At 59.7% G+C, this 16,441-nt stretch carries 10 protein-coding genes and 2 pseudogenes; 8 read left to right on the top strand and 4 right to left on the bottom strand.

What is annotated here, in order from left to right:
• The first annotated feature begins 4 nt into the window (after positions 1-4).
• Both rloB and AB4O01_RS00055 read left to right on the top strand, forming a co-directional pair.
• Positions 5-1,540, top strand: a complete 1,536-nt coding sequence (gene rloB, locus AB4O01_RS00060) for an osmotic stress tolerance membrane protein RloB (RefSeq protein ID WP_093431750.1) — start codon at positions 5-7, stop codon at positions 1,538-1,540.
• Positions 1,540-2,526, top strand: coding sequence for an alpha-L-glutamate ligase-like protein (locus tag AB4O01_RS00055; protein ID WP_460090268.1), 987 nt, complete (start codon positions 1,540-1,542; stop codon positions 2,524-2,526). Before rloB ends, AB4O01_RS00055 begins: the two co-directional genes overlap by 1 nt.
• 22 nt (positions 2,527-2,548) lie before the next feature.
• Here AB4O01_RS00055 and AB4O01_RS00050 read toward each other — a convergent pair whose 3' ends face one another.
• A complete protein-coding gene (locus tag AB4O01_RS00050) occupies positions 2,549-3,184 on the bottom strand; it encodes a hypothetical protein (protein ID WP_460090267.1) in 636 nt (211 codons plus the stop codon).
• Positions 3,185-3,319: 135 nt separating this feature from the next.
• Between AB4O01_RS00050 and pabB the strand changes: the two are divergent.
• Positions 3,320-4,664, top strand: a pseudogene (pabB, locus tag AB4O01_RS00045) (aminodeoxychorismate synthase component I).
• An 86-nt stretch (positions 4,665-4,750) separates the two neighbouring features.
• On the opposite strand, the gene thrH reads toward pabB, so the two are convergent.
• Entirely contained in the window at positions 4,751-5,368 is a 618-nt protein-coding gene (gene thrH, locus AB4O01_RS00040; protein WP_007916444.1) for a bifunctional phosphoserine phosphatase/homoserine phosphotransferase ThrH, read from the bottom strand.
• A gap of 165 nt (positions 5,369-5,533) precedes the next feature.
• On the opposite strand from thrH, the gene AB4O01_RS00035 reads away from it, so the two are divergent.
• From AB4O01_RS00035 to AB4O01_RS00025, 3 genes are all read left to right on the top strand, one after another.
• Entirely contained in the window at positions 5,534-6,268 is a 735-nt protein-coding gene (locus AB4O01_RS00035; protein WP_093431738.1) for a phosphoadenylyl-sulfate reductase, read from the top strand.
• Positions 6,269-6,847: 579 nt separating this feature from the next.
• The gene (locus tag AB4O01_RS00030) at positions 6,848-8,386 is read left to right on the top strand and encodes an NCS1 family nucleobase:cation symporter-1 (RefSeq protein WP_093431735.1); all 1,539 of its coding nucleotides are present in this window, start codon (positions 6,848-6,850) and stop codon (positions 8,384-8,386) included.
• A 55-nt stretch (positions 8,387-8,441) separates the two neighbouring features.
• Positions 8,442-9,170 carry an aspartate/glutamate racemase family protein gene (locus AB4O01_RS00025; protein ID WP_460090265.1) on the top strand — a complete coding sequence of 243 codons (729 nt, stop codon included), beginning with the start codon at positions 8,442-8,444 and terminating at the stop codon, positions 9,168-9,170.
• A gap of 119 nt (positions 9,171-9,289) precedes the next feature.
• On the opposite strand, the gene AB4O01_RS00020 is transcribed toward AB4O01_RS00025, so the two are convergent.
• Complete coding sequence (locus tag AB4O01_RS00020; protein WP_460090264.1) at positions 9,290-10,213, bottom strand: LysR family transcriptional regulator; 924 nt, start codon at positions 10,211-10,213, stop codon at positions 9,290-9,292.
• A gap of 126 nt (positions 10,214-10,339) precedes the next feature.
• Between AB4O01_RS00020 and AB4O01_RS00015 the strand changes: the two genes are divergently transcribed.
• The gene (locus AB4O01_RS00015; RefSeq protein WP_093431727.1) at positions 10,340-11,086 is read left to right on the top strand and encodes a 3-oxoacyl-ACP reductase family protein; all 747 of its coding nucleotides are present in this window, start codon (positions 10,340-10,342) and stop codon (positions 11,084-11,086) included.
• Positions 11,087-11,159: 73 nt separating this feature from the next.
• Here the strand turns inward: AB4O01_RS00015 and AB4O01_RS00010 are convergent, their stop codons facing one another.
• A complete protein-coding gene (locus AB4O01_RS00010) occupies positions 11,160-11,855 on the bottom strand; it encodes an HAD-IA family hydrolase (RefSeq protein ID WP_460090263.1) in 696 nt (231 codons plus the stop codon).
• A gap of 243 nt (positions 11,856-12,098) precedes the next feature.
• Here AB4O01_RS00010 and AB4O01_RS00005 point away from each other — a divergent pair.
• Positions 12,099-16,441 (top strand): annotated as a pseudogene (locus AB4O01_RS00005) (RHS repeat-associated core domain-containing protein); the annotation flags it as partial.

Genomic DNA, 16,441 nt, shown 5'->3' with positions numbered 1-16,441 from the left:
TTCCATGCGTTCTCTAACCTTCCACCTGAAAATCCTGATCACCATTCTGGTGCTCCTGGGCGTTTCGGTTACGGCCTATCAGATTTTCGTGCTCGGCATCCCGGTGACCGAAGACGCCACCGACGACTTGTGGAACATCGACGCCAAGGTCGAGTTCGTCGCCAGCACCAAGGATCCGGTGAAGATCCAGATGTTCGTGCCACCGTTGAGCCGCGATTACGTCAGCCTCAACGAGAGTTTTATCTCCAATAACTACGGTGTCGCCGTCAACCGCGTCGACGGCAACCGCAAGGTCACCTGGTCGGCGCGCCGGGCCAAGGGCAACCAGACCCTTTATTACCGTTTGGTGCTGACCAAGCGTTACACCGCCGAAAAATCCAAGATCAAAGGCCCGACCTTCCGCGACAGCATCGCCATCGAAGGTCCTGAGAAAATCGCCGCCGAAGCCCTGCTCGCGCCAATCCGCCAGCATTCCGCCGACGTCGAAACCTTTATTGGCGAGGCGATCAAACGCGTCAACAACGTCAACGACGACAACGTGAAACTGCTGCTGGCCGGCGATCCGTCGACGCCGCACAAAGCCAAAATCGTTGAACTGCTGTTGTCCATCGCCCACGTCCCGGTGGAAAAAGTCCACACCATCCGCCTCGTCGCCGACCAGCCGCAAACGCCTGAACTGTGGCTGCGCAGCTTCAACGGCAACGACTGGCTGTACTTCAACCCGGAAACCGGCGAGCAAGGCCTGCCGACCGACCGCCTGCTGTGGTGGACCGGCGATGAAAACCTGATCACCGTCGACGGCGGCAAGAAAGCCAACGTGACCTTCAGCCTGAACAACAGCGAGATGAACGCGATTCGTCTGGCCAAGCTGACGGACGAAAACACCGACGCCAACTTCCTCGAATACTCGCTGTACGGCTTGCCGCTGCAGACGCAGCAGACGTTCATGATCATGGTGATGATCCCGATCGGCGTGCTGGTGATCCTGATTCTGCGCAACCTGATCGGCCTGCAGACACTCGGCACGTTCACCCCGGTGCTGATCGCCCTCGCCTTCCGCGAAACGCAACTGGGCTTCGGCATTCTGCTGTTTACCGTGATCACGGCGCTGGGCCTATCGTTACGTTCGTATCTGGAACACCTGAAGCTGCAAATGCTGCCGCGACTCTCGGTGGTGCTGACCTTTGTTGTAGTGTTGATCGCGGCGATCAGCCTGTTCAGCCACAAACTTGGCTTGGAACGCGGGCTGTCGGTGGCGCTGTTCCCGATGGTGATTCTGACCATGACCATCGAACGTCTGTCGATCACCTGGGAAGAACGCGGCGCCAGCCATGCGATGAAAGTCGCGATCGGCACGCTGTTCGCGGCGTCACTCGCGCACCTGATCATGACCGTGCCAGAGCTGGTCTACTTCGTGTTCACCTTCCCGGCGATCCTGCTGATTCTGGTCGGTTTCATGCTGGCGATGGGGCGCTATCGCGGTTACCGCCTGACCGAACTGGTGCGTTTCAAGGCTTTCCTGAAGAAGGCTGACGCCTGATGTTCGGTTTCTGGAAGACCTGGAAGGCCCTGGAGGCGCGGGGCATCATGGGCATCAATCGGCGTAACGCCGATTACGTGCTCAAGTACAACAAGCGCAGCCTGTACCCGATTGTCGATGACAAGATCATCACCAAGGAGCGCGCCATCGAGGCCGGCATTCACGTGCCGGAGCTGTACGGCGTGATCTCCACCGAGAAGGAAATCGACAAGCTCGACGAGATCATCGGCGGGCGCAACGACTTCGTGATCAAACCGGCGCAGGGCGCTGGCGGTGACGGCATCATCGTGATTGCCGACCGCTTCGAGGGCCGCTATCGCACGGTGTCAGGCAAGATCCTCGCTCATGAAGAGCTGGAGCATCACATCTCGAGCATCCTCACTGGCCTGTATTCGCTCGGCGGCCACCGTGATCGCGCGCTGATCGAATACCGCGTGACCCCGGATCAGATCTTCAAGAGCATCAGCTACGAAGGCGTGCCGGACATCCGCATCATCGTCTTGATGGGTTATCCAGTGATGGCGATGCTGCGTCTGCCAACCCGGCAGTCCGGCGGCAAGGCCAACCTGCACCAGGGCGCCATCGGTGTCGGTGTTGACCTGGCCACGGGTCTGACGTTGCGCGGCACCTGGCTGAACAACATCATCGCCAAACACCCTGACACCACCAACGCGGTGGACGGCGTGCAACTGCCCTACTGGGATGGTTTCATGAAACTCGCCGCTGGCTGTTATGAGCTGTGCGGGTTGGGCTATATCGGTGTTGATATGGTGCTTGATCAGGAGAAAGGCCCACTGATTCTCGAGCTGAATGCGCGGCCTGGGCTGAATATTCAGATTGCTAACGACTGTGGGCTGACGTTGCGTACCCATGCGGTTGAAGCGCGGCTGGAAGAGCTGAAGGCGCGTGGGGTGACGGAGACGGTTGAAGAGCGGGTGGCGTTTACGCAGGAGATGTTTGGGCATATTCCTGCTGTGGAAGGCTAAAAGCTGAAAAACAAAAAGCCCCTCACCCTAGCCCTCTCCCAAAGGGAGAGGGGACTGACCGAGGTGGATGTTCGAGGTACGCCGACCTGAACGTCTTGAGTCGAACTCCGGCATTGAAAAGCATGATGATCGGCTCCCTTTCCCCTCGCCAGCTTGAGATATCGAGCCGAACTCGGATCTTGAAAAGCATGAAGATCTGCTCCCTTTCTCCTCGCCAGCTTGAGATATCGAGCCGAACTCGGGTCTTGAAAAGCATGAAGATCTGCTCCCTTTCCCCCTCGCCAGCTTGAGATGTCGAGCCGAACTCGGATCTTGAAAAGCATGAAGATCTGCTCCCTTTCCCCCTCGCCAGCTTGAGATATCGAGCCGAACTCGGATCTTGAAAAGCATGAAGATCTGCTCCCTTTCCCCCTCGCCAGCTTGAGATATCGAGCCGAACTCGGATCTTGAAAAGCATGAAGATCTGCTCCCGTTCCCCCTCGCCAGCTTGAGATATCGAGCCGAACTCGGATCTTGAAAAGCATGAAGATCTGCTCCCTTTCCCCCTCGCCAGCTTGAGATATCGAGCCGAACTCGGATCTTGAAAAGCATGAAGATCTGCTCCCTTTCCCCCTCGCCAGCTTGAGATATCGAGCCGAACTCGGGTCTTGAAAAGCATGAAGATCTGCTCCCTTTCCCCCTCGCCCCCTTGGGGGAGAGGGTTGGGGTGAGGGGGTAGGCTTTTGATTTTGATCTGACAGCCGAGAGAGGACTACAATCCCCACCCCGCCTCAACGGCCGATCTGCCCCGCCCATGTTGACCTGTTCCGTACACCCGCTGCCCTACCATGCCAATCCCGCCGACTACTTCGCGGCCATCCGCAACGCGCCCGGCGCCGTGCTGCTCGACAGTGGCCGGCCGAGTGCCGGCCGTGGTCGTTATGACCTGCTCAGCGCCTGGCCGCTGGAACATCTGGCGGTGTTGCCCGACGAAAGCGGCGGCGTATTCCTTCAGCGCCTGCGGGATAATCTGACCCGTCTGGGCAAGGCTGATTTGCCAACGGGTTTCGACCTGCCATTCGCTGGCGGTTTGATCGGCTACCTGAGCTACGATTTCGGTCGGCATCTGGAAAACCTGCCGAGCCAGGCGCTGGATGATCTGCAATTGCCTGATGCCCGCTTTGGCCTGTACGACTGGGCGCTGATCAGCGATCACCAGACGGCCAGCAGCCAACTGGTGTTTCATCCATCCGTGATCGATAGCGAGAAACAGCGGCTGATCGCGCTGTTCAGCCAGCCGCTTGTCGAGTCGATGGCGCCGTTCAAACTGAACCAGCCAATGACCGCCGACCTCTCGGCCGACAATTATCGTCAGGCCTTCGAGCGCATCCAGCATTACATCCAGGCCGGCGATTGCTATCAGGTCAACTTCGCTCAGCGCTTTCGCGCTTCATGCCAAGGCGATCCGTGGCTGGCTTATTGCGCATTGCGCGAAGCCTGCCCGACGCCGTTCTCCGGTTTCCAGAGCCTGCCTGATGGCGGTGCCGTTTTGAGTCTGTCGCCAGAGCGCTTCGTCAAAGTCAGCGACCGTCAGGTGGAAACCCGGCCGATCAAAGGCACCCGTCCGCGCGGCATGACCCCGACTGAAGATGCCGCGAACGCCGCCGAACTGCTGGCCAGCCCCAAGGATCAGTGCGGAAAACCTGATGATCGTCGACCTGCTGCGCAACGACCTCGGGCGCACCTGCCGCATCGGTTCGGTGCGAGTGCCGGAGCTGTTCAGTCTGGAAAGCTATCCGAACGTGCATCACTTGGTCAGTAGCGTCACCGGTGAGTTGGCGGATAATCGTGACGCACTGGATTTGATTGCCGGCAGCTTCCCCGGTGGCTCGATTACCGGCGCGCCGAAGATTCGCGCGATGCAAATCATCGATGAGCTGGAACCGACGCGGCGTGGGTTGTATTGCGGCTCGTTGCTGTATCTGGACGTGCGCGGCGAGATGGACAGTTCCATCGCGATTCGCAGTCTGTTGGTCAAGGATGGGCAGGTGTGCTGCTGGGGCGGTGGCGGAATTGTGGCCGATTCGGATTGGCAGGCTGAATATCAGGAGTCGATTACCAAAGTGAAGATTCTGCTGGAAACCCTGCAAAACCTCTAAAAGCTTCGCGAGCAGGCTCGCTCCCACAGGGGAATGCATTCCAAAAGTGGGAGCGAGCCTGCTCGCGAAGGGGCCCTTCCAGACGACTACAAACTCAGGTCGCGATTTGAGGCTTTGAGGAATTCCTGCTTCAACTCGGCAAAGGTATGCACCGCAGGAAACTGCGGGAACTCACGAATCACATTCTCCGGCGCATGAAACAGAATCCCCGCATCAGCCTCGCCCAGCATCGTCGTGTCGTTATACGAATCCCCCGCCGCAATCACCCGGTAATACAGGCTCTTGAACGCCAGTACCGACTGGCGCTTGGGATCTTTCTGGCGCAACTGATAGCTGGTCACCCGCCCGGTTTCGTCAGTAATCAGGCGATGGCAAAGCAACGTCGGAAAGCCCAGCTGCCGCATCAGCGGCTGCGAGAACTCGTAAAACGTATCCGACAGAATCACCACCTGAAAGCGTTCGCGCAGCCAGTTGACGAACTCCACCGCGCCGTCCAGCGGCTTCAGTGTGGCGATCACTTCCTGAATGTCCGACAGCTTCAAGCCGTGCTCATCGAGGATGCGCAGGCGCTGCTTCATCAGCACGTCGTAATCCGGAATGTCCCGGGTGGTGGCCTTGAGGGATTCGATTCCGGTTTTTTCGGCGAAGGCGATCCAGATTTCCGGCACCAACACCCCTTCAAGATCCAGGCAAGCAATTTCCACAAGACACTCCCGTTTGTATTGATTATTTGAGTCGAGCGAGGCCGAACTCTAGCGACTCACATGCAGACGCGCAACGCACAGCACGCCCCCGAGCCGTGCAGCTTTTTGTTACCATCAGCGCCATATAGAGCGCCCAGCGCCACCGACCTGTAGGAAGCCGCCCTGATGAGTGCAACGTTCGACGTCGTGGAACTCGCCACGACCTATGCCAACAAATCCGCGCAAGACATCCTCAAACTCGCGTTCGCCGAGTTCGGCGATGACTTGTGGATATCTTTCAGCGGCGCCGAGGATGTGGTGCTGGTGGACATGGCCTGGAAGCTCAACAAGAACGTCAAGGTGTTCAGCCTCGACACCGGCCGTCTGCACCCGGAGACCTACCGCTTCATCGATCAGGTGCGCGAGCACTACAAGATCGACATCGAACTGGTGTCGCCGGACTACACGAAACTCGAACCGTTCGTGAAGGAAAAAGGCCTGTTCAGTTTCTATAAGGACGGCCACGGCGAATGCTGCGGTATCCGCAAGATCGAGCCGCTGCGCCGAAAATTGTCCACCGTCAAAGCCTGGGCCACCGGCCAGCGCCGCGACCAGAGCCCGGGCACCCGCAGTGCTGTAGCCGTGATGGAAATCGATACCGCGTTCTCCACTCCCGAGCGCACCCTGTACAAGTTCAACCCGTTGGCGCAGATGACCAGCGAAGAGATCTGGGGTTACATCCGCATGCTCGAGTTGCCGTACAACAGCCTGCATGAGCGCGGCTTTATCAGTATCGGCTGCGAACCGTGCACCCGCCCTGTCCTGCCGAATCAGCACGAGCGCGAAGGCCGCTGGTGGTGGGAAGAGGCGACGCAGAAAGAGTGCGGGTTGCATGCCGGGAATATCATCAGCAAGGCGTAATCCTTCTAATTGTCACCCCATTCCCTGTGGGAGCGAGCTTGCTCGCGAAAGCGCAATGTCAGTCAGCATCTTCCTAAACTGACACACCGCCTTCGCGAGCAAGCTCGCTCCCACAAGGTTTTGTAGCGAATCAATAAATATGTACACAGGAATGTCACCATCGGTGCCATTTATGTGTGCACTTTTTTGTTTAAGCGCCCTGAAAAGTTACATCCCTGCCAAAAATCCCTCGCCTCCGCCCGCCATCAAAATCCCCCGCCAAAAATAAATACCTGTTCAACCGGTCAATTTTTAGCCAATTATTTTCAGACACTTAGCGCACATCGATAACTTTTCGAAATGAGCACGGCTGCACATAGATCAACGACTGGCACAGATCTGGCTTAGGTGCATACATGTTTTGTATACAAAACTGCAAAACATAAAACCACTTTCGATCCGCAAGCCTGAAGCGCCCTATCCCGTACAGGCTGCAGATGCCCCGTAACCAGTGATGCTTTCACTGCCGCGACGAAGATTTGTCGAGCCTGACGGCTCATGCACAGTCATCGCGGCCCTGAACATCAGGAGCCTGCCGGAATGCGTACAAGTCTCTCCAACAACATCGCGCTGAATCTGCCCGCCGCTGCTCTCGACCAACCGTTACCCCATGACGGTCTGGCCGAGCCGTTACAACTCAGTCCGCGTCTGCACAACAGCGATCTGGCGCCAACCAAGGCCGAAGGTCGACGCTGGGGCAAATACAGCATCTTTGCCCTGTGGACCAACGATGTGCACAACATCGCCAACTACTCGTTCGCCATCGGTCTGTACGCCTTGGGCCTGGGGGGCTGGCAGATTCTGCTGTCGCTGGGGATCGGCGCGGCGCTGGTGTATGTCTTCATGAACCTGTCCGGTTACATGGGACAAAAAACCGGGGTGCCGTTTCCAGTGATCAGCCGGATCAGTTTCGGCATCCACGGCGCGCAAATTCCTGCACTGATCCGCGCGGTTATCGCCATCGCCTGGTTCGGCATTCAGACGTATCTGGCGTCAGTGGTATTTCGCGTATTGCTCACTGCAGTCCATCCCGGATTCGCCGAATACGACCACGATTCGATTCTTGGTCTGTCGTCGCTGGGTTGGGTGTGCTTCGTGGCGATCTGGTTCGTGCAACTCGCGATCCTCGCCTACGGCATGGAAATGGTCCGCCGTTACGAAGCGTTTGCCGGGCCAGTGATTCTGCTGACCGTTGCCGCCCTCGCCGCGTGGATGTACTTCCAGGCCAACGCGACCATCGCCTGGTCGATCCGCGAGCCACTGACCGGTGGCGAGATGTGGCGCAACATTTTTGCCGGCGGCGCACTGTGGCTGGCGATCTACGGCACGTTGATTCTGAATTTCTGCGACTTCGCCCGCTCATCGCCGTGCCGCAAGACCATCAAAGTAGGAAACTTCTGGGGTTTGCCGGTGAATATTCTGGTATTCGCCGCGATTACCGTGCTGCTCTGCGGTGCGCAATTTCAGATCAACGGCCGGATCATCGAGAGCCCGACCGAGATCATCGCCTCGATTCCCAACACCTTCTTCCTGGTGCTCGGTTGCCTGGCATTCCTGATTGTCACCGTGGCGGTGAACATCATGGCCAACTTCGTCGCCCCGGCATTCGTGCTGAGCAACCTGGCGCCGAAGTACCTGACCTTCCGCCGCGCCGGACTGATCAGCGCGACCATCGCCGTGTTGATCCTGCCGTGGAATCTCTACAACAGCCCGCTGGTGATCGTGTACTTCCTGTCTGGCCTCGGCGCCCTGCTCGGCCCGCTGTACGGGGTGATCATGGTCGACTATTGGCTGATCCGCAAAGGCCGGATCAACGTCCCGCAGCTCTACAGCGAAGATCCCGACGGCGCTTATTACTACAGCCGTGGGGTGAATTTCCGTGCGGTGGCGGCATTTATTCCTGCGGCGCTGATCGCCATCGTCCTGGCGCTCGTGCCGGGTTTCCACAGCGTCTCCCCGTTCTCCTGGCTGATCGGCGCCGGGATCGCCGGAATGCTCTACCTGATCATCGCCAAACGCCAGCCGCACTACGCCGACATCAGCGGCGAATCGATCGCTGTCGACAACGTCTGCCATTAACTCCCTCGTGGCCCGGACTTCGGGCCGCCGAACTGCCCGCTATAAGGATTTCCCCATGCGTATTCTCGTGGTCAACGTCAACACCACCGAATCCATCACCGAGGCCATTGCCCGCTCGGCGCAGGCTGTCGCCTCGCCCGGTACCGAAATCGTCGGTTTGACACCGTTTTTCGGCGCCGACTCGATTGAAGGCAATTTCGAAAGCTATCTGGCGGCCATCGCGGTGATGGATCGGGTGATGGCCTACGACCAGCCGTTCGATGCCGTGATTCAGGCCGGCTACGGCGAGCACGGTCGCGAAGGTCTGCAGGAATTGCTCAACGTGCCAGTGGTGGATATCACCGATGCGGCCGCGAGCACGGCGATGTTTCTCGGCCACGCCTATTCGGTGGTGACAACGCTGGATCGCACCGTACCGCTGATCGAAGATCGGCTGAAACTCTCCGGCCTGTGGGATCGTTGTGCATCGGTACGGGCCAGTGGTCTGGCCGTTCTGGAACTGGAACACGAGCCACAGCGTGCCTTGGAAGCCATCGTGCATCAGGCAGAACTGGCGGTGACGCAGGACAAAGCCGAGGTGATCTGCCTGGGTTGCGGTGGCATGGCCGGCCTGGATGAGCAGATTCGTCGGCGCACTGGCGTGCCGGTGGTGGATGGCGTGACGGCGGCGGTAACGATTGCGGAATCGCTGGTGCGCTTGCGCTTGTCGACGTCGAAAGTGCGAACGTATGCAACACCCCGACCGAAGAACATCATTGGCTGGACGGGGCGGTTTGCCCGCTAGGCTCATCATCGGAAACCGAGTCGCCCCATTCGCGAGCAAGCTCGCTCCCACAGGGGAAATGCATTCCAAATGTGGGAGCGAGCCCGCTCGCGAAGACTGCAACTCGGTATCAAGGTTGCTCAAATCGCACTAAAGCGCCGCGCCAATCCCTGTTCCGCAAACTGTTCAATCACATAATCGACAAACGCACGCGTCTTGCCCGGCAACAATTTGTGTTCGGCGTAATAGATGGAGATGTTGCCATCATCGACGAACCAGTCCGGCAACACCCGCTGCAACGTACCCGCCTGCAGATACCCCACCGCAAACGGCATGCTCACCAGTGCAATCCCCAGGCCCTGCGCTGCTGTCGCACACGCGGCTTCGGAATCGCTCATGGTCATCCTGGCCTTGAGCATCAACGGACTGTGCAGCTGATCGCGGTGCGTCAATTGCCATGAACGCACACGCCCGGTTTGCGGTGAGCGAATCAGAATGCCGTCGTGCTGCTTGAGATCGTCCGGATGAGTGATCGCAGGATTGCCGTTCAGATAATCCTGCGAAGCGACCAACACCCGATGCGCTGGCGTCAATCTGCGCGCCACCACACCTTGTGGCAGCTCAAAGCCGCCGCCAATCGCCGCATCAAAGCCCTGCCCGATCAGATCGACCTGACGATTATCGAAATGCCAGTCCGGATTGATCGCCGGGAAGCGCCGCAGAAACTCGCCGAGCAACGGCACTATATAAAGGCGCCCGAACACCGTGCCCATGCTGACTTTCAAGGTGCCGATCGGCTGCCCTTCGGCACTGGCCAGATTGGCCACGGCATTCTGGATCGTGGTCAGACTGGCACTGACTTCACTCAAAAACAGCTGCCCCGCCTCGGTCAGCGTCAGACTGCGGGTGCTGCGCTGAAACAGCCGCACACCCAGCCGCACCTCAAGCTTTGCGACACTTTTGCCAACCGCTGCCGGGGTCAGACTCAAGCGCCGCGCCGCCTCGGCAAAGCTGCCGACCTCAGCACTACGGACAAAGCATTCGATACTGCTGAAGGTTTCCATGGCCGCCACTATAAACTTTTGGTTTACACAGACTATAGCAATCAGGGTCTACACGGTTGTGGATCAGAGGCCGATACTCGGCACCAACAACAAGGCATCCCGCCTTGAATAGTCTGGAGATCGAACATGACCACTCAACACCTCGGCGGCAAAGTCGCTCTGATTCAAGGCGGTTCCCGTGGTATCGGCGCTGCCATCGTCAAACGCCTGGCCGCTGAAGGCGCTGCAGTAGCCTTCACTTACGTCAGCTCCACCGCCAAAGCCGAAGAGTTACAGAACAGCATCACCGCCAGCGGCGGTAAAGCCCTGGCGATCAAGGCCGACAGCGCCGACGCCGCAGCGATCCGCCACGCGGTCAGCGCCACGGTCGAAGCCTTTGGCCGACTCGACATCCTGGTCAACAACGCTGGTGTGCTGGCTGTCGCTCCGCTGGAAGATTTCACCCTGGAAGATTTCGACCAGACCCTGGCCATCAACGTGCGCAGCGTATTCATCGCCTCGCAAGAAGCCGCCAAGCACATGGGCGAAGGTTCGCGCATCATCAACATCGGCAGCACCAACGCCGACCGCATGCCCTTCGCCGGTGGCGGTGTGTACGCCATGAGCAAATCGGCGCTGGTCGGTTTGACCAAAGGTCTGGCCCGCGACCTCGGCCCGCGCGGCATCACCATCAACAACGTCCAGCCTGGCCCGGTCGACACCGACATGAACCCGGCGCACGGTGACTTTGCCGAAAGCCTCATTCCGTTGATGGCCGTCGGTCGTTACGGTAAAGCCGAAGAAATCGCCAGTTTCGTCGCCTATCTGGCGGGCCCGGAAGCCGGTTACATCACCGGTGCCAGCCTGACCATCGACGGTGGTTTCGGCGCCTGATTTTTCGAGTCGCCTGAACGAAAAACGCCGCTCCTCTTTTTACAGAGGGGCGGCGTTTTTTTGTCTCAGATGTTTACACCCATTCCAGCGCCGGCAAACCACAGGCACTTGGCGTGAACGCTTTCAAACTACGAAGAATCCCGTCAGCATGTGCGTACTTTTCATCGGCCATGGCGGCATCGGGGATGGCGATGGCCGTCATGCCTGCGGCTTTCGCTGCGGTCACGCCAAACGGCGAATCCTCGAACACCAGGCAGTCCTCAGGTGCCACACCCAGACGGCGGGCAGCGGTCAGGAAGATATCCGGTGCCGGTTTCGCCGCGCCGACTTCCGGATCGTCCGCCGTGACAATGAAGTCGAACAGCGCGAACCAGTCGCGGTGCAGCGTGGTTTTTTGTCCGAACGATAGCCGCGACGAACTGGTGCCGACGGCGATGGGGATGTTGTGCGCCTTGAGGTGGCGAATCAGCTCCTCGGCACCCGGCATCGCTTGCGCCGTGGGAAAACGCTCGCGCATCAATGGTTCGCGGATCACCAGAAACTCTTCGGCGGTGATCGGCAGATCCAGTGCCTGCACCACGTAATTGGCCAGATCGTTGGCTCCACGACCAATGATGTTCTGCTTGACGCTCCAGTCGAAGGTGCGCCCGTAGCGCTGGGCAATCAGCGAAGTGACTTCGGTGTAAATGCCCTCGGTGTCCAGCAGCAAACCGTCCATATCGAAAATCACGGCCTTGATCGGGCCGAACGCCTTCAGTGGTGCATTCATCATCGGATCCGTTAACAAAGACATCCCAGGCGGCAGGTGAACCGCTGCTCGGATCTGATTAAAGGGTTCAGCAGCATAACGAGCGCGACAGACATTGAGCAACGGCCAATGTTTATTGAGCGATGAACTACTCGCAGATATTTAGCGAAACGCCCTACAGGCATCGCCTACTCGCCCGACTTCTTTCCTGTTTGATCCCCCGCAAAGTCCCCGCACCTTTTTGACGTGCGCGAGAGACTGCGAATGCTTCCAACCGATCGGCTGCTGGCCCTGAACAACAGCATCGGCCTGCTCGTTGTTGCCGCCCTGAATCCCGATGAGCCGGACTTCGAACACCTGATCCGCGAATTCCGCCTGTGCCTGAACAACTACGAGGCCTGGGCCGAGCAGTTCTGGGCCGGGACGGCGCTGGATGTCGAGCAGGTCTTCACCGTCGGTAACGACGTACGCCTCAGCGCGCCGATCACGTCGCGCCAGCCGCTCAGTTCATCGGTGGTCATGTGCTCGGCCAGCGGGTCGCTGACACTGGTGCATATGTTCGAGGCCGCGCGGTTTGTGCCGATTGGCAACACCCCGGTAACCCTCGAACCGGTGCTTGCCGATGTCGGCGGCGTGCTGACTTTCGGTGAGCCGCTGCATTACACCATCGGCCCCAGCGGCATTCTGCAAGTGACCGACTGCGATCGGGGCCAGCGTTATCGCATCACCTTCTTTCCCGATGTGTCCACGGACCATGTGCAGACGTTGTACGCCTCCTATCAGGGCATCATCGATGGCCTGGAGGGCTGGTTGCGCGGGGAATGGAGTGAATTTCAGCCGCAGTGGAAGGAATTTTCCAGCGCCGGATTTCTTGAGCGTTACGGTCAGTTGCAACAGGCCGACTGGCGTGGATTCGAGAAAGCCCTGAATGGTGTTTGGGATGACATCCACCAGGTATTCGCCCTGCTCGCCGACTTGCAGGCCAACAGTGAAAAGTTGCTGGAATACCTCAGCGAGGCCGAGCTTGAGGCGTTATTGAATGCCTCCAGCGACGCCATTGCCAACGGTCTGTTGATCCTCAGTGACGAGCCGCTGCTGTTCATTCAGCTGGCCGCGTTTACCAGTTGGCTGAAGATGCTGCCGCCGCAGTATCTGGCTGAAGTGGTGGCCGAGGTGCGGGTCGAATTGCTGATCAGCTTCCTGTTGATGGGCGTGTCGGGTGGCATGGGCGTGCCGCTGCGTTTGAGCAGCAAGGTGCTGGCGAAGATCAAGTCGCCGCGCGCGCGGGAGTGGCTGGCAGCCTCGGCTTTGCGCTTGGCCGAACTGACGTCCTCGGCGGATTTGACGCGGCATGCCAGCGTTTTGAAGCCGCTGATGCTCAATGTGCGTGACGTTGAGTTGAAACCGACACCGTCGATACCGCTGAACATTCGTCAGGCCGATTCTGTGGTGTTGACGGTGCCGAATCCGGCGCCTGTTGTGCGGGACAAGTCTGGTGCTTCGAGCCGGTTGGAACGGCATGAGCCTCACGACGATTCGCCGGATCAGGCGAAAAACCCCAACGGCGACAGCGCCGATTGTGTGCCGCGCACCTGCACCAACGGCTGCCCGGTGTCGATGGTCACCGGCGAAGAACTGTTGACCTTGAGCGATGCGGTGCTCGATGGCGTGTTGCCGTTTGAGTTCGCCCGCCTGTATCGCTCCAGCGCCGCCGAAATCGATGTTGGGTTGGGCTTTGGCTGGAGTCATTCGCTGGCGCATCGGCTGGCGTTTGAAGGCGACTTTGTGGTCTGGGTCGACCACGAAAACCGTCGCACCCGTTTTCCGTTGCCGAGCGTTGAGCGGCCGGCGATTCACAACAGTTTGTCGCGGGCGGCGATTTTTCTCGGTGATGAACCGGAAGAACTGATCCTCGCGCTGGCCGGGGACGCGGCGCGGTTTTATCACTTTCGTGCGGGAAGGCTGACGGCGATCAGCGATGCCTATGGCAATCGTCTGACGGTGCAGCGCGATCGGTCTGACCGGGTGCAGCGCTTGGACAACGGCGCCGGGCGTTCGCTGTTGTTGCGCTATGACCGCGCGCAGTTGGTTGGTGTGGATTACCAGGTGTTTCGCGACGGTGCCTGGAGCACTGAACAAGCGCTGGTCAGTTACCGCTACGACGCCTATCAGCACCTGATCGAAGCGAGCAACGCCGTCGGTGACAGCGAGCGCTACGACTACGACGACGCTCACGTGATTCTGCAGCGGCAACTGGCTGGCGGTGCGAGCTTCTTCTGGGAGTGGGAGCGTTCGGGGAAAGCCGCGCGCTGCGTGCGCCACTGGGCGTCGTTCTCGCAGATGGACACGCGTTACGTCTGGAATGACGACGGCAGCGTCGCAGTGCATTACGTCGACGGCACTGAAGAGACCTACGTTCACGACGAGCGTGCGCGACTAGTGCGTCAAGTCTCGGCGGATGGTGGCGAGCAGCTCAAGGCCTATGACGATGCCGGGCGCTTGATCGCCGAGCAGGATGCCTTGGGCGCTGTCACCGAATACCGCTACGACGAAGTCGGACGGCTCATCGCGCTGATTCCACCGGATGAGGCGCCCACGTCCTACGAGTATCGCAACGGTTTCCTGCATCGGCGTTCGCGTGGCGAGGCGGTGTGGATCTACCGGCGCAATGCCGAGGGCAATGTCACCGAAGCGGTCGACCCCGACGGTCAGGTCACCCATTACTACTACGACACCCGGGGGCAATTGCTGTCGATCCGCTACCCGGACAGCAGCCGGCATCGCTTGGTCTGGAATAGCCTCGGCCAGTTGACCGAAGAGACCTTGCCCGACGGTGGCGTACGGCGTTTTTCCTACGACGCGCTGGGGCGACGGACCACGACTGCGGACGAACACGGTGCAGTCACCCGTCAGCACTGGGACGCCGTTGGCCGACTGATTCAGACGACATTTCCTGGCGGCAGCACCCGCGCCTACAGCTACGGCGCCTACGGTCAGGTCACCGCCGAGCGCGACGAACAGGGGCACATCACCCGTTATGAGTATGACGACGATCTGCACCTGGTCTCGCGGCGGATCAACCCCGACGGCACGCGGGTGCAGTACCGCTACGACCATGCGCAACTGCTGCTCACCGAGATCGAAAACGAGTCCGGGGAAAAGTACCGGCTGGACTACACGCCGACCGGACTGATTCGTCAGGAAAGCGGTTTTGACGGTCGGCGTACCGCGTACGCCTATGACCTCAATGGGCATCTGCTGGAAAAGACCGAGTTCGGTGATGACGGCTCTTGTTTGCTCACTGCTTATGAGCGCGATGCTGCTGGCCGGCTGCTGGTCAAACCCTGCCCGACGGCATCAAGGTCACCTACCAATACGACCGTCTCGGCCGTTTGATTGGCGTCGACGACGGCCAGCAACACCCGCTGGCCTTCGAGTACGACCGCCAGGACCGCTTGATCACCGAGCATCAGGGCTGGGGCACCCTGCGTTACCGCTACGACGCCTGCGGCCAGCTCAAACGCATGCGTCTGCCGGACAACAGCGTGCTCGACTACCGCCACGCCAAAGGCGGCGCGCTGAACGGGATTGACCTCAACGGCACGCCGCTGACCCGCCATGTCTACCAGTCCGGTCGCGAACTGCAGCGCCAGCAAGGCCTGCTGCTCAGCGAATATTCCTACGACGATCAGGGACGATTACTCGCCCACGCCGTAGGTCATCAGCGCGATGCGTTGTACCGCCGCGATTATGCCTACAGCGCCAACGGCAATCTCGCGCACATCGCCGACAGCCGCCACGGCCAGCGCACCTACGGCTACGACGCCCTCGACCGGCTGATCCGCGTACGCCATTCACGCGACGAACTGCCGGAATCCTTCGCCCACGACCCGGCCGGCAACCTGCTGATGCAGGACCGCCCAGGTCCGAGCCAGATCCAGGGCAATCGCTTGCTCATGCAGGGCGACCGTTATTACGACTACGACGCCTTCGGCAACCTGATCCGCGAACGTCGCGGCCGCGCGCAGACTCTCGTCACCGAATACCGCTACGACAGCCAGCACCGCCTGATCGGCCTGACCCGCCCCGACGGCCAGACCGCCAGTTACCGCTACGACGCCTTCGGCCGACGCATCAGCAAAACCGTCAACGGCGAGACCACCGAGTTCTTCTGGCAGGGCGACCACCTCGTCGCCGAAAGCAGCGAAAACGAATACCGCAGCTACGTCTACGAACCCGGCACCTTCCGCCCGCTGGCACTGCTCGACGGCAAAGGCCCGAAAAAAGCCTGCCCCTTCTACTACCAACTCGACCACCTCGGCACCCCGCAGGAACTCACCGACTACAGCGGCGACATCGTCTGGTCCGCGCAATACGACGCCTACGGCAAAGTCGCCGCACTGACCCTGGCCGGCGAGGACTACCTGAACCAGCCGCTGCGTTTTCAGGGGCAGTATTTCGACGGCGAAAGCGGCCTGCATTACAACCGGCATCGGTATTACGACCCGCGGCTGGGGCGGTATCTGACGCCGGATCCGATCAAATTGGCGGGTGGGCTGAATCAGTACCAGTACGTGCCGAATCCGACGGGGTGGGTGGATCCGTTG

The organism is Pseudomonas sp. S2_E02, from assembly GCF_054668355.1.
This window is presented reverse-complemented; position numbering and strand designations above follow the sequence as displayed.

Bases quoted from the DNA above. Each gene is read 5' to 3' on its own strand.
- AB4O01_RS00015 (WP_093431727.1), top strand. From the start codon at position 10,340: ATGACCACTCAACACCTCGGCGGCAAAGTCGCTCTGATTCAAGGCGGT.
- AB4O01_RS00030 (WP_093431735.1), top strand. From the start codon at position 6,848: ATGCGTACAAGTCTCTCCAACAACATCGCGCTGAATCTGCCCGCCGCT.
- AB4O01_RS00010 (WP_460090263.1), bottom strand. From the start codon at position 11,855: ATGAATGCACCACTGAAGGCGTTCGGCCCGATCAAGGCCGTGATTTTC.
- rloB (WP_093431750.1), top strand. From the start codon at position 5: ATGCGTTCTCTAACCTTCCACCTGAAAATCCTGATCACCATTCTGGTG.
- AB4O01_RS00050 (WP_460090267.1), bottom strand. From the start codon at position 3,184: ATGCTTTTCAAGACCCGAGTTCGGCTCGATATCTCAAGCTGGCGAGGG.
- AB4O01_RS00055 (WP_460090268.1), top strand. From the start codon at position 1,540: ATGTTCGGTTTCTGGAAGACCTGGAAGGCCCTGGAGGCGCGGGGCATC.
- AB4O01_RS00020 (WP_460090264.1), bottom strand. From the start codon at position 10,213: ATGGAAACCTTCAGCAGTATCGAATGCTTTGTCCGTAGTGCTGAGGTC.
- AB4O01_RS00035 (WP_093431738.1), top strand. From the start codon at position 5,534: ATGAGTGCAACGTTCGACGTCGTGGAACTCGCCACGACCTATGCCAAC.
- AB4O01_RS00025 (WP_460090265.1), top strand. From the start codon at position 8,442: ATGCGTATTCTCGTGGTCAACGTCAACACCACCGAATCCATCACCGAG.